Annotated in this window: 17 protein-coding genes; 5 read left to right on the top strand and 12 right to left on the bottom strand. The window is 76.0% G+C overall.

Annotated elements, in window-relative coordinates; all coding sequences use genetic code 11:
- Window positions 1–416: 416 nt before the first annotated feature.
- Window positions 417–1,865: an adenosylhomocysteinase gene (ahcY, locus tag ACK8HX_RS10680; protein WP_411940675.1), complete on the bottom strand. Its 1,449-nt coding sequence runs from the start codon at window positions 1,863–1,865 to the stop codon at window positions 417–419.
- 467 nt (window positions 1,866–2,332) lie between these two features.
- Between ahcY and ACK8HX_RS10675 the strand changes: the two genes are divergently transcribed.
- Both ACK8HX_RS10675 and ACK8HX_RS10670 read left to right on the top strand, forming a co-directional pair.
- Window positions 2,333–2,644: a hypothetical protein gene (locus ACK8HX_RS10675; RefSeq protein ID WP_411940674.1), complete on the top strand. Its 312-nt coding sequence runs from the start codon at window positions 2,333–2,335 to the stop codon at window positions 2,642–2,644.
- A gap of 46 nt (window positions 2,645–2,690) precedes the next feature.
- Window positions 2,691–3,224 (top strand): YbaK/EbsC family protein, encoded by a 534-nt coding sequence (locus ACK8HX_RS10670; RefSeq protein ID WP_411940673.1) that lies wholly within the window; start codon window positions 2,691–2,693, stop codon window positions 3,222–3,224.
- Between the two features lie 84 nt (window positions 3,225–3,308).
- Here the strand turns inward: ACK8HX_RS10670 and ACK8HX_RS10665 are convergent, their stop codons facing one another.
- The 4 genes from ACK8HX_RS10665 to ACK8HX_RS10650 form a co-directional block, all read right to left on the bottom strand.
- Window positions 3,309–4,469, bottom strand: a complete 1,161-nt coding sequence (locus tag ACK8HX_RS10665) for an SIS domain-containing protein (RefSeq protein WP_411940672.1) — start codon at window positions 4,467–4,469, stop codon at window positions 3,309–3,311.
- Window positions 4,470–4,519: 50 nt separating this feature from the next.
- Entirely contained in the window at window positions 4,520–4,723 is a 204-nt protein-coding gene (locus tag ACK8HX_RS10660; protein WP_411940671.1) for a Trm112 family protein, read from the bottom strand.
- A 113-nt stretch (window positions 4,724–4,836) separates the two neighbouring features.
- Window positions 4,837–6,276 (bottom strand): phosphomannomutase/phosphoglucomutase, encoded by a 1,440-nt coding sequence (locus ACK8HX_RS10655; protein ID WP_411940670.1) that lies wholly within the window; start codon window positions 6,274–6,276, stop codon window positions 4,837–4,839.
- Window positions 6,277–6,303: 27 nt separating this feature from the next.
- Window positions 6,304–6,675, bottom strand: coding sequence for a DUF3499 domain-containing protein (locus tag ACK8HX_RS10650; RefSeq protein ID WP_411940669.1), 372 nt, complete (start codon window positions 6,673–6,675; stop codon window positions 6,304–6,306).
- 128 nt (window positions 6,676–6,803) lie between these two features.
- On the opposite strand from ACK8HX_RS10650, the gene ACK8HX_RS10645 reads away from it, so the two are divergent.
- Window positions 6,804–7,223, top strand: a complete 420-nt coding sequence (locus ACK8HX_RS10645) for a metallopeptidase family protein (protein WP_411940668.1) — start codon at window positions 6,804–6,806, stop codon at window positions 7,221–7,223.
- Window positions 7,224–7,249: 26 nt separating this feature from the next.
- Here ACK8HX_RS10645 and ACK8HX_RS10640 read toward each other — a convergent pair whose 3' ends face one another.
- From ACK8HX_RS10640 to ACK8HX_RS10630, 3 genes are read right to left on the bottom strand one after another with little or no spacing between them, the layout of a single operon-like run.
- Window positions 7,250–8,752, bottom strand: coding sequence for a DUF5719 family protein (locus ACK8HX_RS10640; RefSeq protein ID WP_411940667.1), 1,503 nt, complete (start codon window positions 8,750–8,752; stop codon window positions 7,250–7,252).
- Window positions 8,749–11,925: a hypothetical protein gene (locus tag ACK8HX_RS10635; RefSeq protein WP_411940666.1), complete on the bottom strand. Its 3,177-nt coding sequence runs from the start codon at window positions 11,923–11,925 to the stop codon at window positions 8,749–8,751. The genes ACK8HX_RS10640 and ACK8HX_RS10635 overlap by 4 nt, the downstream gene beginning before the upstream one ends.
- A 34-nt stretch (window positions 11,926–11,959) precedes the next feature.
- On the bottom strand, window positions 11,960–12,211 hold the full coding sequence (locus ACK8HX_RS10630) for a WhiB family transcriptional regulator (RefSeq protein WP_411940683.1): 252 nt from the start codon (window positions 12,209–12,211) through the stop codon (window positions 11,960–11,962).
- A 246-nt stretch (window positions 12,212–12,457) separates the two neighbouring features.
- Here ACK8HX_RS10630 and cofD point away from each other — a divergent pair, with 246 nt between their 5' ends.
- The gene (gene cofD, locus ACK8HX_RS10625) at window positions 12,458–13,435 is read left to right on the top strand and encodes a 2-phospho-L-lactate transferase (protein WP_411940665.1); all 978 of its coding nucleotides are present in this window, start codon (window positions 12,458–12,460) and stop codon (window positions 13,433–13,435) included.
- Window positions 13,432–14,526, top strand: coding sequence for a coenzyme F420-0:L-glutamate ligase (locus ACK8HX_RS10620; protein ID WP_411940664.1), 1,095 nt, complete (start codon window positions 13,432–13,434; stop codon window positions 14,524–14,526). Before cofD ends, ACK8HX_RS10620 begins: the two co-directional genes overlap by 4 nt.
- A 65-nt stretch (window positions 14,527–14,591) precedes the next feature.
- Here the strand turns inward: ACK8HX_RS10620 and ACK8HX_RS10615 are convergent, their stop codons facing one another.
- From ACK8HX_RS10615 to ACK8HX_RS10600, 4 genes are all read right to left on the bottom strand, one after another.
- Entirely contained in the window at window positions 14,592–15,623 is a 1,032-nt protein-coding gene (locus tag ACK8HX_RS10615) for a hypothetical protein (RefSeq protein ID WP_411940663.1), read from the bottom strand.
- Between the two features lie 183 nt (window positions 15,624–15,806).
- Window positions 15,807–16,754: a DNA-3-methyladenine glycosylase family protein gene (locus tag ACK8HX_RS10610; protein WP_411940662.1), complete on the bottom strand. Its 948-nt coding sequence runs from the start codon at window positions 16,752–16,754 to the stop codon at window positions 15,807–15,809.
- A 7-nt stretch (window positions 16,755–16,761) separates the two neighbouring features.
- Window positions 16,762–17,631, bottom strand: coding sequence for a class I SAM-dependent methyltransferase (locus ACK8HX_RS10605; protein WP_411940661.1), 870 nt, complete (start codon window positions 17,629–17,631; stop codon window positions 16,762–16,764).
- Window positions 17,628–18,563, bottom strand: a complete 936-nt coding sequence (locus ACK8HX_RS10600) for a lysylphosphatidylglycerol synthase domain-containing protein (RefSeq protein WP_411940660.1) — start codon at window positions 18,561–18,563, stop codon at window positions 17,628–17,630. Before ACK8HX_RS10600 ends, ACK8HX_RS10605 begins: the two co-directional genes overlap by 4 nt.

The following is an 18,563-nucleotide window of genomic DNA, read 5'->3' as shown; positions in this document are numbered from 1 at the left end:
ACTACGCTGCCCAACACCCCTCCCCGGCGATCGCCGAGGAAGGACACCTGACTCTCCACTGAACCCGGGGCGGTTCACCATCACCTGCACCGCCATCGCCCGCGAGCTCGCCGGCTGGTGCTGGTCCCTGGCCGTCATGGACGACTAACCCCGAACTCGTTCCCGCCCCGCCGAACGCAGCGCGAGGAGCCCACCCGCTATGGCTACTGTGAGCAGCCCCCGAGGCCACGCTCGAACTCAGACCGCGCGACGGCTCCAGCCGAAACACCGCCCTGCGGAACCGAACCCGCGCATATCAGACTGACCGCGCCGTCGACAGACACGCGCCCTCGGCCCCGGCGAGAACGACGAGGCGCCGCCGAGCAACCAGCCCGGCGGCGCCTCACCATGCCCCCTTGACAGAGCAGCCCTACATATCAGTAGCGGTAGTGCTCCGGCTTGTACGGGCCGGCGACGTCGACGCCGAGGTACTCGGCCTGCTCCTTGGTGAGCTCGGTCAGCTCGACCCCGAGGGCCTCGAGGTGGAGCTCGGCGACCTTCTCGTCGAGGTGCTTCGGCAGCGTCCGAACGGTCGGCCTGCCCTCCTCGTCGATGTACTCGTCGGTCTTCCCGAACAGCTCGATCTGGGCGATCGTCTGGTTGGAGAACGAGTTCGACATGACGAAGCTCGGGTGGCCGGTGGCGTTGCCGAGGTTCATCAGGCGCCCCTCGGACAGGACGATGATCGAGTCGCCGTCCTCGAACGTCCACTCGTGCACCTGCGGCTTGATCTCGGTCTTGGTGACGCCCTTGACCTTCGCCAGGCCGGCCATGTCGATCTCGTTGTCGAAGTGGCCGATGTTGGCGAGGATCGCCTTGTTCTTCATCTGCTGCATGTGCTCGGCGGTGACGACGTTGAAGCAGCCGGTGGAGGTGACGATGATGTCGGCCTGGTCGACGACGCTGTCGAGCTTCGCGACCTGGTAGCCGTCCATCGCGGCCTGGAGGGCGCAGATCGGGTCGATCTCGGTGACGATGACGCGCGCACCCTGGCCGCGCAGGGACTCGGCGCAGCCCTTGCCGACGTCGCCGTAGCCCGCGACGACGGCGACCTTGCCACCGATGAGGACGTCGGTCGCGCGGTTGAGGCCGTCGATGAGCGAGTGGCGGCAGCCGTACTTGTTGTCGAACTTGCTCTTGGTGACCGAGTCGTTGACGTTGATCGCCGGGAAGAGCAGCTCGCCGGCCTCGGCCAGCTGGTAGAGGCGGTGGACGCCGGTGGTGGTCTCCTCGGTGACACCCTTGATCTCGGCGGCGACCTTGGTCCACTTCTGCGGGTCCTGCTCGAGGGTGCGGCGCACGAGCGCCTTGAAGACGCCGAACTCCTCGCTGTCCTCCTCGGTCGTGGGGGGCACCTGACCGGCGGCCTCCCACTCCTTGCCCTTGTGGACGAGCATCGTGGCGTCGCCGCCGTCGTCGAGGATCATGTTGGCGAACTCGCCGTTCGGCCAGGTGAGGATCTGCTCGGTGCAGTCCCAGTACTCCTCGAGGGTCTCGCCCTTCCAGGCGAAGACGGGGACGCCCTGCGGGTCCTGCGGGGTGCCCCGGCCGACGACGACCGCGGCGGCGGCCTCGTCCTGGGTCGAGTAGATGTTGCACGACGCCCAGCGGACCTCGGCGCCGAGCGCGACGAGGGTCTCGATGAGGACGGCGGTCTGGACGGTCATGTGCAGCGAGCCGGCGATGCGGGCGCCCTTGAGCGGCTGCGCCTCGCCGTACTCGGCGCGCAGCGACATCAGGCCGGGCATCTCGTGCTCGGCGAGGCGGATCTGGTGACGGCCGACCTCTGCGAGGCCGAGGTCGCGGACCTGGTGGTCAACGGACATGCGTGAGCTCCTTGGAGTCAGATGGTGTGGTTGACCCGGCGTCGCCCTTCTGGGCCGCACGTGTGTGGAGGGATATCACCCGCGCCGGCAGCGACCCAGTCTAGCGCAGCACGGCCACCGCTCCCCCATCCGCGGACGCCACGGGGTACCCCCTGTCGAAGGGTCGAACGCCTGGTCACGAAACCCCCGTGACGCGCCGTCATCCGGTCGAATACCAGGTATCCGCGCACGTCAGTGGGTGGATCGTGCGGCCGAGACGACGACGCACGCGGCGGGTGCAGGGTCCGCCACCGTCGGTGACGACGGACCAGGAGATGGCGTCGGAGGGGACGTCGGGGTCCCGGTCCGCTGTCACCGACCCCGGACCCGGCCCCCGCCCCTCGGGCGGCCGGGCCGTCGTACCCGCAGGGGGTGCGGCGGCCCGGTCCCTTCGCATGGACGGCGCTGGTGCGGGTAGGAGCCGTCGCATGGACACCAGAGAGCCGTCCGACGAGGCCATGGAGCGAGCCCGCGCCGAGCAGCGAGCCGCCGACGAGGCCCGTGCCGAGAAGCCCCGGCGGATGTGGCAGGCGCAGGCGGCCGACATCGAGGGGATGTCCGCGGACGCCGTCGAGCGAGCGGCGGCGATGGGCGACAAGGTCGAGCCGATCCCCGCACCGGGAGACGGCGAGCCGTGGCACGGCTCCCCCGAGGAGGCGACCGAGGACGCCCGCGCGGCCGTCGTGGACCCGGAGGACCGTGAGGACCCGCGCCACGGAGGCTCGGCCTGGGCCCGCTGAGCCGCGGTGGACCGGTGCGGGCACCGCGGCGGTTAGCGTGAGGCCCATGCCGACCGCCCGCGGAACACTCACCTGGGCCCCCGCCCCCGCGCACCCCGAGCTGCTGGCTCCCCCGGTGGCCGCCGTCGCCGCGACCGTGCCAGGGCTCCTCGTCGCCGAGATCGACCCGACGCTCGCCGACACGGCCGCGCTGTGCGAGGCCTACGACGTCGACGTCGCGAAGAGCGCGAACTGCGTCGTCGTCGCGGCGAAGCGTGCGGGTGTGACGACCTACGCCGCCGTCATGGTCCTCGCGACGCACCGCGCCGACATCAACGGCGTCGTGCGCCGCCACCTCGGCGCCCGCAAGATCTCGTTCGCTCCTCACGACGACGCCGTGCGCCTCACGGGGATGGAGTTCGGCGGCATCACCCCCGTGGGGCTCCCCGGCGACTGGGCCGTGCTCGTCGACGACGCCGTGGCCGAGGCCGGCGAGGTCTGCATCGGCAGCGGGGTCCGTCGCAGCAAGCTCGTCCTGGAGGCGGGCGCCCTCCTCGCGCTCCCCAACGCCGAGCGCCTCGCCCTCGCGAACCCGACCTGACGACGGCGCTTCCCGCTGAGCGGCCGAGGCCGCCGTCGCGAGCCGTGTCCGCACGCGCGGCGGGTTCTGGTGCGTTCGCGGGGGTCAGCCGGTGCGGTCGCGCAGCTCGGTGACGTGCCGGGAGACCGACGGGTCGAGGCCGAGCCCGAGGGCGAGGTAGGTGGCGGCGAAGTCGGTGAGCCCGACGAGGGAGGCGAGCCGCTCGATGGGTTCGCCGGTGCGTGCCTCCTGCTCGAGGACGACGGCGCCCGACTCGCGGGCCGACGCGACGACGGCGTCGGCGAGGCCGCGCAGCTGCGGGTCGAGGTCGGGGTCGCGCAGGACGAGCAGGCCCAGGCGCGGTGCCGCCGGCCCGTCGAGGTAGGGGTCGGCGAAGATGTCGTCGCCGCGGGCGCCGCTGCCCGAGCCCCCGGGGGCTCCGGAGCCGAAGGGCCCGTCCAGGGTCGCCACGACCTGCGAGGCGGCGTCCGGGAGCGCGCCGTGGGTGGCGGGGACGCGGGCGGTGCGCGCCATCATCGAGGCGGCCCGGCAGGCGGCGACCCCGGTGAGGGGGCCGTCGCCGAGGACGACCGGCACCGTCTCACCGAGGCCGACGGCGAGGGCCTTGGCCGGGTTGACGAACGACTCGCTCGACGGGCGGCACTCCTCGGCGACCTCGTCGAGGACGTCGGCGACCCGCTCCAGCGTCGTGCGCGGCACCCGGGCCAGGCCCATGGCGTCGGCCGCGAGGAGGACCGGCGTGAGGAGGCTCCACAGGGCCGTGCGCGAGCTCGGCGTGGAGAGGGCGACGTCGACGTGGACGCCGCGGGCACGTGCGCTGACGTCGGCGAGCGGGCTGTCGGCGGACCCGACCGTGAGGAGCGAGGCGCCGCGCCGGGCGGCCTCCGCGGCCAGGGCGAGGGGACCGGCCGCGCGGCCGGACTGGCTGACGGCGATGACGAGGTCGAGCGGGCCGACCCAGCCGGGCAGCGGGGCGTCGCGGCGGGTCAGGACCGGGACGGGCGACCCGGGCTCGGCGAGGAGGTCGAGGACGTCGCACACCAGGCTGGAGCCGCCGAGGGCCGCGACGAGCACCGAGCGGGGGCGCTCGCCGCCGGAGACGCGCTCGATCCCCGCCTCCTGCGCGGAGACGAGGGCGCGGCGGACCTGGGCGCCCGCCGACGCGAGCGAGCGGAGGGAGTCGCGGGTGTCGAGGGCCTGGAGGGCGCCCTCGTCATCGAGCCGGTTCTCGTCGACCCAGGGCATCGGTGGCGTCCTCGTGGGGTTGGTGGGTGTCGCTGGCTCGCGGACGCGGGTCAGGCCGGACGGCGGGCCTCGTCGACGAGGAGGACGGGCACGCCGTCCTCGATGCGGTAGGCGAGGCCGCAGGTGGCACTGGTGCAGACGAGCTCGGGGCCCTGCTCGCCGTCGGCGTCGCGCAGCTCGCTGCGGCACGCGGGGCAGCGGAGGATCTCGCGCAGCCAGGGCTCGATCGGCGAGGTGGAGGCCTGCTCGGTCATGGCGGGTCGGGGTCCTCTCGGAGGTGGTGGGCCGTCCTCGATCCTCCCACGGCGGGCGGCGCCGCGCAGCAGGCGGGTCCGCGGCAGGGTGCCGGCGGCTCCGCCGCTCCTCGTCAGGAGCGGACGAGGGCGAGGACCTCGTCGCGGACCCGCTCCATCGTGGCGACGTCCTCGGCCTCGACGTTGAGCCGGAGCAGTGGCTCGGTGTTCGAGGCCCGCAGGTTGAGCCACCACATCGGGTCGGCGCCGGTGCCGTCGCCGGCGTGGGTGAGGGTGAGCCCGTCGAGCTCGTCGGTCGCCACGTGCCGGCCGGACGCCCAGGCGCGGACGCGCTCGGTGGCCGTGGCGGCGTCCTCGACCGTCGAGTTGACCTCGCCCGACGCGGCGTAGCGCTGGAGGTCGGCCATGAGGGAGCTGAGCGGCGCGTCCTGCTCGCCGAGGGCGGCGAGGACGTGCAGCGCCGCGAGCATCCCGGTGTCGGCGAACCAGAAGTCGCGGAAGTAGTAGTGGGCGCTGTGCTCGCCGCCGAACACCGCCCCGTGGCGCGCCATCTCGGCCTTGATGAACGAGTGCCCCACGCGGGTGCGCACGGCGCGGGCACCCGTGTCGGCGATGACCTCGGGGACCTGCGCCGAGGTGATGACGTTGTGCACGATCGCGACGTCCTCGACCTGCTCGCCCCCGGCCACCGCCCGGGCGACCTCGCGGCGGGCGATGAGCGCGGTGATGGCGCTGGGGCTCACCGGGTTGCCGCGCTCGTCGACGACGAAGCACCGGTCGGCGTCGCCGTCGAAGGCGAGGCCGAGGTCGGCCCCGTGCGCCGGGACCGCGGCCTGGAGGTCGACGAGGTTCTTCGGGTCGAGCGGGTTCGCCTCGTGGTTCGGGAAGGTGCCGTCGAGCTCGAAGTAGAGCGGGACGACCTCGAGCGGCAAGGGCGCCAGGCCGGCCTCGGAGCCGAGGACCGCCGGGACCGTGAGCCCGCCCATCCCGTTGCCGGCGTCGACGACCACCGTGAGCGGACGCCCTCCGGAGAGGTCGACGAGGTCGCGGAGGAAGGCCGCGTAGTCGGCGAGGACGTCGCGCTCGCGGAGCGCGCCGGGGGTGGTGCCCGTGGGGTCGGTGACCTCGCCGTCGAGGATGCGCTCGGCGAGGGTCCGGACGTCGGCGAGACCGCTGTCCTGGCCCACGGGTCGGGCGCCGGCACGGCACAGCTTGATGCCGTTGTACTCCGCCGGGTTGTGGCTCGCCGTGAACATCGCGCCCGGGAGGTCGAGGGCGCCGCTCGCGTAGTACAGCCCGTCGGTGCTCGCGAGGCCGGCGAGGGTGACGTCGGCGCCGCGGCTGCGGACGCCCTCGGCGAAGGCGGCGACGAGCTCGGGGCCGGAGGCGCGCATGTCGTGGGCGAGGACGCAGCCCGTGGCCCCCTCGGGGAGGACGACGACCTCGGCGAACGCGGCCCCGAGGGCGCGGGCCACCCGGGGGTTCAGCTGGTCGGGGACCGTCCCCCGGACGTCGTAGGCCTTGACGAGGGCGGAGAGGGACGTGCTGGTCACGGCGCAGGAGCCTACGGGAGGCGGCCCTCAGCCCTCGGCGCTGCCCCGCAGGACGCGCAGGTGCCCGCGCCGGACCTCGCCGGCGACGACCGCGGGGCCGGCCTCGGCGGGCGCGGCCTGCTGGCGCGGGCGGCCGGCCTCCCGGACGGCGTCGGCGAGCGCGAGCAGGTCGTCGGTGGACGGCTGCGGCTCGGGATAGTCGGTCGTGAGGCGGACGACGTCCCACCCGCGGGGGGCTGTCAGGCGGGTGGCGTGCTCGGCGCACAGGTCGTAGGTGTGCGGCTCGGCGTAGGTGGCGAGGGGGCCGAGGACGGCTGCCCGGTCGGAGTAGACGTACGTCAAGGTGGCCACCGCGGGCTGCCGGCACGCCGTCTTGGAGCACTTCCGGGACAGGTTCACCCCAGTGACTCTAGGCGCCCCCGGCGACACCCCCGCGCAGGCACGCCGGGACCGGCCCCGACCGGCCTCGCGCGGGGCTCGTGCGGGTCGCGCCGGGCCCCGCCGCGGACGGGTCGTAGGCTGCGGGCGTGACACGAGGTCGACGCCGCGAGCGCCACGGCCGCGGCTTGCGAGGGCCCCTCGCCTGGCCGGCCGTGCCGGCGATGGACACCCGCCGCGAGCGCTTCGACGACCTCGTCCTCGACGCCGCCGACCGGGTCCGCCCCCACCTCGGCACCCGCTACGCCGACCTCGAGTTCGCCGTCGAGGAGGTCCCCCCGGTCGACCCCGCCCCGTGGGAGGAGCAGGCGGCCCCGCTCGGTCGGCTGCTGCGCGGCACGGCGACCCGCGCAGGTCGGGTCGTCGTCTACCGCCGCCCCGTCGAGCTGCGCGCCCAGGACGACCAGGACCTCTCCGACATCGTCCGCGAGGTCGTCACCGAACAGGTGGCGGCGCTGCTCGGGGTGCCACCGCACGAGATCGACCCGGGGTTCGACCCGGACGCCTGAGCGCCGCTCGACCGGCACGGCTCGGGTCAGGGCAACGGGAAGGCGCGGCTCACCGGTGAGGAGACGGCGCTCTCGCGCAGGGTCGTCGCCGACAGCATCCGCGGCGCCCCGGAGCCCCACGACGCGACGACGCCGCCGCGCAGCTCGCCGGTGCCGGAGGTCCGGCGCACCCACACCGACGACGCGCCCTCGAGGGGGACGGTCGCGACGCGGTCGGCGAGGAGGGAGACCGTGCGGGTCGTCGGGGTGTCCCCCGCGACGGTCGTGACCTCGAGGGTCGTGCTGCCCCCCGTGGACACGAGGTGCAGCTGCCGTCCGACGCCGGCCGTGGGTGGGAGGGCGAGCCCCCCGACGGCCTGCAGCGGCGGCGCCGCGGGGGCCCAGGCGATGTCCCCGGGTCCGCTGCCGTCGCCCACGCGCGAGAGCGCGGCCGCGGTGACCGGGACGTCGGAGCGCGCGACCACCGTGTAGGTCCCGGCCGGGATGCCGGTGAGCGCGAGCTCGGCGACCGCGCCGGCGGGCACGCTGAGGACGCTGCCCTGCGGGAGCGCGACGAAGCCCGAGGGCCCGATGACGTCGACCCGGACGACGGCCGACTGGTCACCCGGCGCCACGACGCGCAGCGCGCCGGGACCGATGCCGAGGACGACGCCGGGCACGACCTGGCGGACCGCCGGGGCCACCGCGGCGCCCGTCGACTCGGCACCGAGCGCGGTCGAGCCCTGCAGCCAGGTGTCGGTGAGGACGGCGTGGACGCCGGCCCCGTCGGTGGTCACGTGAACGGCAGGGAGGTCCTCGTCGCCGTAGCGCCCGTCGAGGAGGACGGACACGCGGGCGCCGGGTGCCACCGTCTCGACGATGGGGTCACCGAGGGGGCCGCCCCGGCCGTGGACCGCGACCGCCGCGGTCACGGGGTTCGCCCCCGGGTTCGTGAGGACGAGCCGCTCCTGGCGCCCGGCCCCTGCCCCGCCCGCGAGGAGCCACTGGTCGGTGGAGCCGGCACCGCACGGCGCGCTGACGAGACCGCGGAGGTCCTTGCCGTCGAGGCGCCACTCCTGCGCGGCCGCGACCGCGGGGGCGAGGGCGCCCTCCCCGGTGACGCGCAGCGGCGAGTCCTGCGGGACGGCCTCCGTGGCGGCCTCGGGGCGGCCGTCGACCGTGAGCACGTCGGACGTGCCGGCCTCGACCGTGAGCGACCCCTTCGGGGGCGGGTCGGCCGGCAGCAGATCGGCCGGGCCGGACGCGGCGGTGACCGACGCGGGAACCGAGACGTCGGGCACGCCGGGGATGCCGGTGAGCTCGGGGCCGGGGCAGACCTGCGCGACGCGCGTCGTCAGGGCGGTCGAGGCGACGGGCGCCTCGTCCTCGCCCACCGCGGCGGCGAGGTCGAGACCCGGGGCCTGGCCGGCCGCGACGTACACGAGCCCCGCGGCCGCTCCCCCGACGACCACCACGCGGGCGACACCGGCCCAGCTGACCGCCCGGACGGCGGAGACGGTGCGGGCGCGGGCCGTCGCGAGGCGCGTCATCGGGTCACCACCGACGACACCCGCGACACCCGCGACACCCGCGACTCGCGCCGACCGAAGGGCACGGCGAGGAAGACGAGGACGAGCACGGCCGCGACCTGACCCGCGTGCCACCAGCGGGCGGGGTCGAGGACGGTGACGGTGAGGACGCCCTCGCCGGCGGGCAGCTCGTAGGTGGGGGTGGGCGTCCCGTCGACGGCGCGCAGGACGGCTCCGTCGACGGCGACGGTGGCGTGTGCGGCCCAGCCCGTGGGCTCGGCGACGACCAGCCGGCTGCCCGCGGGCACGTCGAGCGTCGCCGTCGTGCCGCCGTGGGCACCGGTGGTGGGGACGAGCCGGGCACCTGCGGAGGTCTCGAGTCGCAGCCGCGGCGGCGCGACGAGCGCGTCGCCGCCCTCGATCGCGGCGGGGCTGACCCGCCACATCTCCCACCCCTGGCGCTGGGTGATGCGCTGCAGGCCGGCGGTGGCGTCGAGGCGCGTGGCGACCTCGGGGACGACGCCGGTGCGGACCGCGAGGAGGTCGGTGGCGGTGTCGGCGAACAGCTCGGGACCGGCCGAGGCGTCGCCGAGGACGGCGCTCACCCGCTCGGCGACCGAGCCGTCCGCCTCGGCGACCGACGGCAGCGGCCGGACGAGGGCGGAGCCCTCGCGCCCGACGAAGCGGTACCCGGCGCCGCGGTCGCCGGGCGTCACGAACAGGGCGCGCGTGGCGAACGCACCCTCGGCCTGCTCGACGGAGACGGCCGGGCGCGGGTCGCGCCAGGGCGCGAGCGTGTCACCGAGGCCCGCCCACGCGGCGGCACCGGCACCGGTCACGACGGCGAGGACGGCGATGCCGACCCCGAGCGAGCGGGCGACCGCCCCGGCCCGTTCGGCGCGACGGGTGCCCCGACCACGCAGTCGCACGCCGTCGAGGCCGCGGACGAGGAGCAGGACGACGACGAGGGCCAGCGGGAGCAGGGCGGTGCCCGCCCACAGCGTGATGGGGTCGCCGGCGCCCTCGAGGCCGGAAGGGACGGTGCCGAGCCGGACCGACGGGGCGAGCAGCGCGACGGCGAGGAGGACCGGTGCGAGCAGCGCGAGGGTGGTGGTCGCCGACCCCCAGGCACGTCCCCGGCCGAGCGCGAGCAGCGCCACGGCGAGGAGCGGGGCGGCGGCCCAGACGGCGGGAGCCCCCGGCCCACCGGTGTGGAGCAGCGCGAGCTGCCACGGCTCGGGGGTCGTGCCACCCCACTGGGCGAGGCCGACCCCGGAGACGAGCGCCGGCAGCGAGGCCTCCGCCGAGCGGAGCAGCCACGGCCCGAGCACCGCGACCGGTACGAGGGCCGTGACGAGGGCGTGCACCCGGGCCCCGCGCCGGAGGAGGCCGGTGACGAGGGCGAGGGCGACGACGAGGCCGAGCAGGACCGGCGCGAAGGCGCCGAGCACCACCGCGGCGAGGGCGGTGGCGAACGCGCTCGTCGCGGTGGACCGCCGAGCGCCCAGGAGCCACAACCCCGCCCCGACGGCCGGCAGGAGGACGAGCGCGACGACCGCGCCGAGGCGACCCTGGGCGACCGCCGCCGTGGCGACGCCGGTCGTCGCCCACGCGAGGGCGCCGAGCGCGCGGACCCACGGGGAGGTGGCGACGACCCGGAACGAGAGGTACGCCGAGAGCGCGGCGGCCGGCATCCCGAGGAGGACGACGAGGCCGACGACGAAGGCGGCCGGGGAGGCCGGGCTCGGCAGGAGCGGGAGGTGGTCGACGACCCACGCCGGCACGGCGAGGAGGGGTGCGTGCGGGCCGACGGGGTCCGGGCCGCCGAGCCCGGTGCCGGTCCAGCCGTCGGTCCAGGCCGACCACAGGGTGCCGGCGTCGGCCCGGGCGCCGACGAGCTCGCCACCGGCGAGGCCGGCCCCGAGCCCGGTGACGACGCCGGTCCCGAGGGTGCGGGCCGCGACGGCGGCGACGACCGCGACGAGGGCGGTGGCGACGACCCCCGGGTGCCGGACGACGTTGACGACCCACGAGCGCGGGTTGAGGTCGTGGGCCTGGTCGCCGATCGGCGGGCGCGGCGGGACGAGCGCGTCGTGGACGGCGTCGCCCCAGCTCGTGAGGACGGCGCGGCGCGGCTCGAAGAGGGAGCGGAGGTCGCGGCGGGAGACCTCGCGGGCGTGGCGGGTGCGCCAGCGGCTGACGCCGCCACGGAAGGGGTCGAGGGAGGTCACCGACGACAGCTCGGCCCACGCGGCCCGCGGGCGCTTGAGGAGGAGCAGGCCGGTGGCGGCGACGACCGAGGTCAGGGCGATCCAGGCGGCGAGGGCGGGAGCGGTCCACCACGCGGCCCGGGTGAGGGCGACGCGGCGGGCACCGCTGCGCCGGGCCGCGGTCGAGGCGGTGGCGGTGGCGACGCCGGGCTCGCTGCGGACGCGCGCCGTGGGGGCGACGACGACCCGCCGGCCCAGCGCCTGGGCGCGCCAGCCGAGGTCGAGGTCGGCGCCGAGGTCGCCGAACGAGGTCTCCCAGCCGCGCAGCCTCGTCAGCAGGGCCCGCTCGACGAGGGAGCCGGCGAACGGGACGGCGAGGGCGTCGGTGTCGCGGTCGTGCTGGCCCTGGTCGGGACGGCCGGGGACCGGGCGGGGCAGCACCCGGCCGCCGCGGGTCGCGTGGATGGCGAGGGCGCGCAGGAGCGTGGGGTCGCCGGCGTCGAGGTGCTTGGGCCCGACGACGCCGGTGGAGGAGGACCTCCGCCACGTGTCGACGAGCGTGACGAGGGCGGCCGGCTCGGGGGTCGCGCCGACGGGGAGGAACCACGCGAGGGTCGTGGGGCCGTCCTCGCGGGCGTTGGCCGCGAGCGCGCGGAAAGCGCTGGTGCGCAACGCCGTCCGAGGGTTGGTCTCGACGACGGTGACCGGCACGTGGTGTCCGGCGCGGGCTGCGGCGACGACGGCCGCCACATCGAGCTCAGGGGCCCCTGGTTCCCCGTCCGGGGCGGGCGGGAGGGTTCGACCGCCGGTGCGGTCGAGGACGAGGACCTCGTCGGGTCGCAGCGACTGGGAGAGGACCGCGGCGAGGAGCCGGGCGAGCCCCTCGGGGTCGCGGCGGGTGATGACGACCGCGGTGACCGTCGGCTCGGACCCGGCCGGTGGGTCGGTCGGGCTGTTCGCGGGACGCGCGGGAGCCAGGGTCATGCGGCCGGTCGGTGGGACGGGGCGGGGCCCCGCGTCACACCGCGCGCTTCTTCAGCTTGCGGCGCTCCCGCTCGGAGAGACCACCCCAGATGCCGAAGCGCTCGTCGTTGGCGAGGGCGTACTCGAGGCACTCGGCGCGGACCTCGCAGCCGACGCACACCTTCTTCGCCTCGCGGGTGGAGCCGCCCTTCTCGGGGAAGAACGCCTCCGGATCGGTCTGTGCACACAGCGAGCGCTCCTGCCAGCCGAGCGCACCCTCCTCCTCGGCGACCCCGTCGTCGAGCATCCCGTCGATCACAAAGAGCTCGTGCATCGTTCCCTCCTCGACCCTCGACCCAAGTCCTCCGGCCGGGCTGACTCCGGAGTACATGCATGGAATTACACGCGTGTCATGCACCTCGCGTCAAGCCGGTTGGTGATATCGGCGGAACTTCGTCCGAACGGACGGCGTGTCGGGTGGCGCCGGGCGCGTCGGGGCCGTGCCGTCGAGGCCCCCCTCGTGGGCCGGGCGGCGGGCTGAGAGACTGCGCCCATGCACATCACGGCCCTCGCCGGAGGCGTCGGCGGGGCCCGCTTCGTCCGGGGCCTGCGCCACCACCTCGACACCACGCCCGGCCTCGAGGACACGACGGTCACCGTCGTCGCGAACACAGGCGACGACATCACCCTGTTCGGCCTGCGGGTCTGTCCCGACGTCGACACCCTGCTCTACACGTTGGGCGGCGGCGTCCACGACGGCCAGGGATGGGGCCGCGCCGACGAGAGCCACCGGGTCCAGGGCGAGCTCGCCGCCTACGGGGTGCAGCCGCAGTGGTTCGCGCTCGGGGACCTCGACATCGCCACCCACGTCGCGCGCTCGCAGTGGCTCGGCCAGGGCGCGACCCTGTCGGAGGTGACGACGCGGCTCGCCGCCCGCTGGGGGCTGCCGGAGCAGCGCCTCGAGCTGCTGCCGATGACGGACACCCCGGTGGAGACCCACGTCGTCGTCGACGACGGCGAGGGGGGCGAGCGGGCCATCCACTTCCAGGAGTGGTGGGTGCGCCACCAGGCGTCCCTGCCCGCCCGGCGGTTCGTCGTCGCCGGGCTCGACCGCGCCGCCGCCGCGCCGGGCGTCCTCGAGGCCGTCCGGCGGGCCGACGTCGTCCTCCTGCCGCCCAGCAACCCCGTCGTCTCGATCGGGATCATCCTCGGGGTGCCCGGGGTCCGCGACGCGCTGCGCGGGACGTCGGCGCCCGTCGTCGGGGTCTCGCCGCTCATCTCCGGGCGCCCGGTGCGCGGTCACGCCGACGCGTGCCTCGAGGCGATCGGGGTGCCTGCGACGGCCGGGGCCGTGGCCGGGCTCTACGAGGACTTCCTCGACGGCTGGCTCGTGGACCCCGCGGATGCCGCGACGACGCTGCGGCGCGGACGGGTCGAGGTGTTCGACGGGCCGCTGCTGATGTCGGACGTCCCGGCCACCGCCCGGATCGCCGAGCACGCCCTGCGGATCGCGTCGTCGGTGCCGGCGTGAGCGGAGGTCCCCGGGGGGTCGCCGAGGGCGGCGGGGCCCTGTGGGTCGCTCCCCTGACCGGGATGCCCGAGGTGGCCGCCGGCGACGACCTCGCCGCGCTGCTCGTCGACGCCGCGGCGTCCGGGGACGTCGGCCTCCGGGCGGGCGACTGCCTCGTCGTGTCGAGCAAGGTCGTGTCGAAGTCGCTGGGGCTGACCTTCGCCGGGGAGCGCTCGGCGGCCGTCGCCGAGGCGACCGTGCGGGTCGTCGCCGAGCGGTCGGCGGACGGTGGCGGGGTTTCCCGGGTCGTGGAGTCGGCCGCCGGGCCGGTCATGGCCGCGGCCGGCGTGGATGCGTCGAACACCGGGCCGACCGGCGCCGTCCTCCTCCTCCCCACCGACCCCGACGGCGAGGCCGCGCGGCTGCGGTCGGCGGTGCTGGCGCTGCTCGGGCTGCCCGATGACGCGGCGTTCGGCCTCGTCCTCAGCGACACGGCCGGGCGGCCGTGGCGGGCGGGGCTGACCGACCTCGCGCTGGGGTCGGCCGGGCTGGCGGTCCTGGACGACCTGCGCGGTGGGGTCGACCACGACGGGCGACCGCTCGCGGTCACGGCGCGGGCCGTCGCCGACGAGCTGGCGGGTGCCGCCGACCTCGTCAAGGGCAAGGCGTCGGGTGTCCCGGCTGCCGTGGTCCGCGGGGTCGAGGCGTCGTGGTTCGCACCGGTGGCCGAAGGCGCCCGCTCGCTCGTGCGGACCGGGCGCGGGGACTGGTTCGCCCTCGGCCACGTCGAGGCCGTCCGGGCAGCACTCGGGGTCTCCCCCGGGTCCGTGGAGGCCGAGGACGTCGGCATCCCGTCCACCGGGGACGAGCCCTTGGGCGTCCGGGTGGGCCGGGTGGTCGCCCTCGCCCTCCTCGACGTCGCGTCCGGTTCGGCCGACGTCGGTGTCGACGAGACCGCCGGGTCCGCCGAGGTGACCCTGTCGGCGGACGACCCGTACGAGCTCGGGCGCCTCGTGACCCGCTGCCGGGTCGCCGCCGCCTCCGAGTCGCTGACGGCGACGGAGTCCGCACGCGGCGCGACGACGACCACGATCACCCTCATCGCGGGCTGAGCCCACGGTCGAGGTCACCCGCGGGGGAGGTGAACCCGTGCGGCTCCGGCTCGTGGGGAGGGTCGTCAGGCCCCCAGCCCGGGCCGGCTTCCCCACGACGCCGGGGTGACGACGCAGTCCGGGCGCCGACAGCGATGGGGCTCCCCCGTCCACCCCCGCGCCCTGAGGACCGACGCCATCTCCGTCGCTGTGCGGCACGCCGTCACCGCGACATCCGGCCAGAACACCCGGGTCGTGAAGAGTCCCCCACCGGCCGCCAGCCGGTCCCGGCGGCCGTCACGGACCCGGCGACCCCACGGCTCGTGGCCGAGTCGCCCGTCGACCTCGACGACCACACCGAACCCCTCGTAGACGGTGTCGTGGACCCGGGAGCCGCCCGAGCCACCGGGATCCTGACGCGACCCGGTCGGGAGCCCGTGCGCCCTCTCGACGTCCCGGACGTAGCGGACCTCCGCCGGGCTGTGGGCCCCCGCCGCGAGGTCACCCGACACCTCACGCAGCAGCACGCCGTGAGGGTGCCCCCGACGGGCGTCCAGCTCGCCCCTGAGCCGGGCGACCGAGACGAGGCCCTGCCGCACCGCCGTGGCCGCCAGGGCCAGCTGCGCCTCGCCGTCCTTCCCCGCGCCGGCGTCGAGGACGGTGGCCGCGACGGTGGTCCGCCATGGGTAGGAGACCTCGTCGAGGCACGGGAGGAAGCGGCGCATCCGGCGCACGGACACCCCGGCCGGCGGCGAGACGCGGCGCCGCTGCGGAACGCCGACCTCGACCACCGCGGGCGCACGGGGCGTGAGGCCCCAGAGGTGCGCCGCCGTCCCGCCGACGAGCGCGGCGTCCGCGACCACGGGACCGTCGTCGAGACCACCCGTCGCCCGGACCCGGAGGAAGGCAGCCGTGGCATCGACGAGCCACCCCTCGCGCCCGGGCGCCGTCAGGTAGACGCCCGGGTGCAGACGCACCCACCGCCGCGACGCCAGCCGCCACTCGACGAGCTCGTCGGAGAGGTGCGCGGCCCGGCACTGCGACCGGGTGACGAGCGACTCCTGCCGATCGGCCACCCGTCGCAGCGCGGCCCAGTCCGGCGCCTCGGTGCCTGCCATGTCCCACCCCCGGCACCATCGTGGCGCGATGCACACGGCCGGCTGGGGCGCCATCCACAGGAGGCCCGCTGTCGGCGGGGAGCACCACCCGTGCCGTCCCACTCGTGGGGAGCCCGGTCAGGCGGGTGGCACGGGCGTCCCTCCCCACGAGCCGCCCGGGCGGCGGAATCAGGAACGGCGGGGTCAGGGGCGGCGGACGGGAAGGTGGGTGGGGAGCGTCATCCGCGAGCCGCGGCGGGGGCGGTGGTGGCCGCCGAGCTCGAGCAGGCGCTGCACGCGGTAGCGGTGCCCGGCCCACGGCTCGAGGAGCTCGGCGAGGGCGTCGTCGTCCTGCGGGGTCCCCGTGAGCGCCCACGTCATGTCCTTGGCGACGTGGTAGTCGCCGAAGCTGACCTCGTCGGGCAGCCCGAGCGCACGCTGCGCCACCTCGGCCCACGACCACCGGCCCACACCGGGCAGGGCGGTGAGCCGGGCCCGGGCGTCGGCCGCCGACAGCCCGACGCACTCCTCGATCCGCCCGGCCCGCCCGACCGCGGCCAGGACCGTGCGCGACCGCCCCGGGTCGACGCCGGCCCGCAGCCACTCCCACGACGGGATGGCGCCCCACTCGGCCGGCGTCGGCGGCACGACGAGGCGCAGCGCCTCCCCCGGTCCCGGTGCGGGAGAACCGAACCGGCGCACGAGCATCCGGTACCCGGCGAAGGCCTCCTTGCCGGTGACCTTCTGCTCGATGATCGTCGGCACGAGCGCCTCGAGCACCAGCCCCGACCGCGGGACCCGCCACCCGGGGAACCGCCGCCACTCCTCCGCGACGAGGGGATGGCGCGCCTCGAACCCCGCCGGGTCGTCGTGCTCCCCCAGCAGCGCGGGCACCTGCTCGAGCGCCCACGCCGAACCGGGGCCCCACGCCTGCGCGGTGACCTCGGCGGCCACCGGCGCCCGGACGGCCAGCCTCAGGGTCACCGGGCCGTCGGGGGTCCGCCAGGCGAACCACCAGCCGCCGTCGTCGCGCCGGCTCGTGGGGTCGCCCCCGCCGCGCCGGAAGATCCCGACGACGGCTCCCAGGGGCACCGGTCGCGAGGCCGTGACGACGCGCACGGCGCCGTCACCACCCGGGGCGGCCGACGTCATCGAGCGCTCACCCGATGGGAGGCAGATGGCGCGGCGCGACCCGCAGCGGCGGCCCGGCCGGACGCGACTCGCCCTTGAAGGCCGCCCACACGTAGGTCGGCACGGCGGGGCGCAGCGCCGCCAGCACCCGCTCGGGCACCCGCGCCGACCACGCCGGCACGTTGTCGCCGGCGGCGAACGTGGCCGGGTCGGCGAGGACGGGCAGGGTGTAGTCCCACACGTCGAAGGCCGCGAAGAGCCGCCGCAGCCCGGCCGGGGTGTAGTAGCGCTCGTAGTAGTGCTCGCCCTTGCCGGTGAGCCGCATGTACCGGTCGGCCGCCGACCTCGGCAGCCACGACAGGAACGGCAGCCGGTGGTGCGGCTCGATGACCTGGAACCGGTGCCCGATGCCGAGGTAGAGCAGCCCGCCCGGCCGCAGCACGCGGTGGATGTCGGCGACGACGGCCACGGGGTCGACGACGTGCTCGTAGATGTGGTTGAGGACGGCGACGTCGACCGAGCCGTCCTCGAAGGGCAGGTCCTCGCCCCGGGCGACCCGGAAGTCGACCCGGTCACCGAAGCGGGCGCGCGCCTTCTCGAGCCCGGGCTCGTCGATGTCGACCCCGCTCGTCGTGGCGCCTGCCAGCGCGAGCTCGTCGGCGATGAAGCCGGCGGAGCAGCCGACGTCGACGGCCCGCAGCCCGTCGAGCGAGGAGACCCCCAGCGCGTGCCGGACGACCGCGACGATCTTGGCCGCCTTCTGCCGACGGGCGTCCTCGTCGAGCATCTTCGCCATCGACTCGGAGTAGGCGAGCTGCTCCTCCCGCGCGGCCTCGCCGCGCGCGACGTCGTCGCGTCCGTCGTCGTCGCGGCCCGGCCGGCCCTGGTCCTCGCTCACGCGTCCGATCCTAGGAGGTGGTGCCGACGTCCCCACGCCCACGCGGAGCCCGCGACGAGGAGGTCGGCGAGCACCGCGAGGAACCGGGCCACGACGACGACCGCCGTCGCCGCCGACAGCGGCATGAGCGTGACGAGGAGGACGGCGAGCAGGCCGTCGCGCACGCCGACCCCCGCAGGCACGAGCACCGAGAACATCCCGGCGGCCGACGCCAGGGGGAACCCGCACAGCGTCGCGACGAGCACCGGCCCGAGCGGCGCACCGGGCGCCACCTCGCGCGCCAGCACGAGCACACCTCCCCCGGCGCACAGCCACGCGAGGACGAACCACAGCGAGGTCAGCGCCACCGCGCGGCCGGAGAGCTCGTGCTCGAGCGGCTCGCGGCGCATGAGCCGCAGCCCTCGCGCGATGACCGCGTTGAGCAGCCGGGGCCACAGCAGCACCGCCCCGAGCACCACGGCGAGGACGACCCACCACCAGGAGAACGCGTCGGCGGACCGGTCGAGCAGCCGGGGCAGCGCGGGGATCCCCATGAGCGACCCCGTCAGCACGGCCAGCCCGATCGACAGCAGGCCGACGACCGCCATCCGCCGCCGCGGCACCTTCAGCCGCGCACCCATCTCGGCCTGGGCGAGGACGGTCCACACCGATCCGGGCACGTACTTGCCGAGCTGCCCCACGAGGAACACGCTCGCGGCCGGTGCGGGCGGCAGGCGGGTGCCGAGGTCGGCGAGGAGGACGCGCCATCCCATGAGCGTCGCGAGCGGCGCCGAGACGGTGAGCACGAGACCCGCCACGAACGCCGCGGGGCTGATCCGGCCGAGCTCCCTGGAGACCTCGCCCCAGTTGCGCCACACCGCGATTCCCACTCCGCCGAGGATGAGGACGAGCAGCCCGACCCGCACGACGTTCAGGACGCGACCGCGGTCCAT

This window comes from Oryzobacter faecalis (assembly GCF_046764005.1).
Taxonomy (GTDB): Bacteria; Actinomycetota; Actinomycetes; order Actinomycetales; family Dermatophilaceae; genus Oryzobacter; species Oryzobacter faecalis.
The sequence above is the reverse complement of the archived record's forward strand: the minus strand, read 5'-3'. Positions and strand labels throughout refer to the sequence as shown.

Excerpts from the sequence above, each read along its gene's own strand:
- cofD (WP_411940665.1), top strand. The coding sequence starts at position 12,458 with ATGCACATCACGGCCCTCGCCGGAGGCGTCGGCGGGGCCCGCTTCGTC.
- ACK8HX_RS10665 (WP_411940672.1), bottom strand. The coding sequence starts at position 4,469 with ATGCCCTGGGTCGACGAGAACCGGCTCGATGACGAGGGCGCCCTCCAG.
- ACK8HX_RS10670 (WP_411940673.1), top strand. The coding sequence starts at position 2,691 with ATGCCGACCGCCCGCGGAACACTCACCTGGGCCCCCGCCCCCGCGCAC.
- ACK8HX_RS10675 (WP_411940674.1), top strand. The coding sequence starts at position 2,333 with ATGGACACCAGAGAGCCGTCCGACGAGGCCATGGAGCGAGCCCGCGCC.
- ACK8HX_RS10635 (WP_411940666.1), bottom strand. The coding sequence starts at position 11,925 with ATGACCCTGGCTCCCGCGCGTCCCGCGAACAGCCCGACCGACCCACCG.
- ACK8HX_RS10615 (WP_411940663.1), bottom strand. The coding sequence starts at position 15,623 with ATGGCAGGCACCGAGGCGCCGGACTGGGCCGCGCTGCGACGGGTGGCC.
- ACK8HX_RS10660 (WP_411940671.1), bottom strand. The coding sequence starts at position 4,723 with ATGACCGAGCAGGCCTCCACCTCGCCGATCGAGCCCTGGCTGCGCGAG.
- ACK8HX_RS10630 (WP_411940683.1), bottom strand. The coding sequence starts at position 12,211 with ATGCTCGACGACGGGGTCGCCGAGGAGGAGGGTGCGCTCGGCTGGCAG.
- ahcY (WP_411940675.1), bottom strand. The coding sequence starts at position 1,865 with ATGTCCGTTGACCACCAGGTCCGCGACCTCGGCCTCGCAGAGGTCGGC.
- ACK8HX_RS10600 (WP_411940660.1), bottom strand. The coding sequence starts at position 18,563 with ATGGACCGCGGTCGCGTCCTGAACGTCGTGCGGGTCGGGCTGCTCGTC.
- ACK8HX_RS10610 (WP_411940662.1), bottom strand. The coding sequence starts at position 16,754 with ATGACGTCGGCCGCCCCGGGTGGTGACGGCGCCGTGCGCGTCGTCACG.
- ACK8HX_RS10640 (WP_411940667.1), bottom strand. The coding sequence starts at position 8,752 with ATGACGCGCCTCGCGACGGCCCGCGCCCGCACCGTCTCCGCCGTCCGG.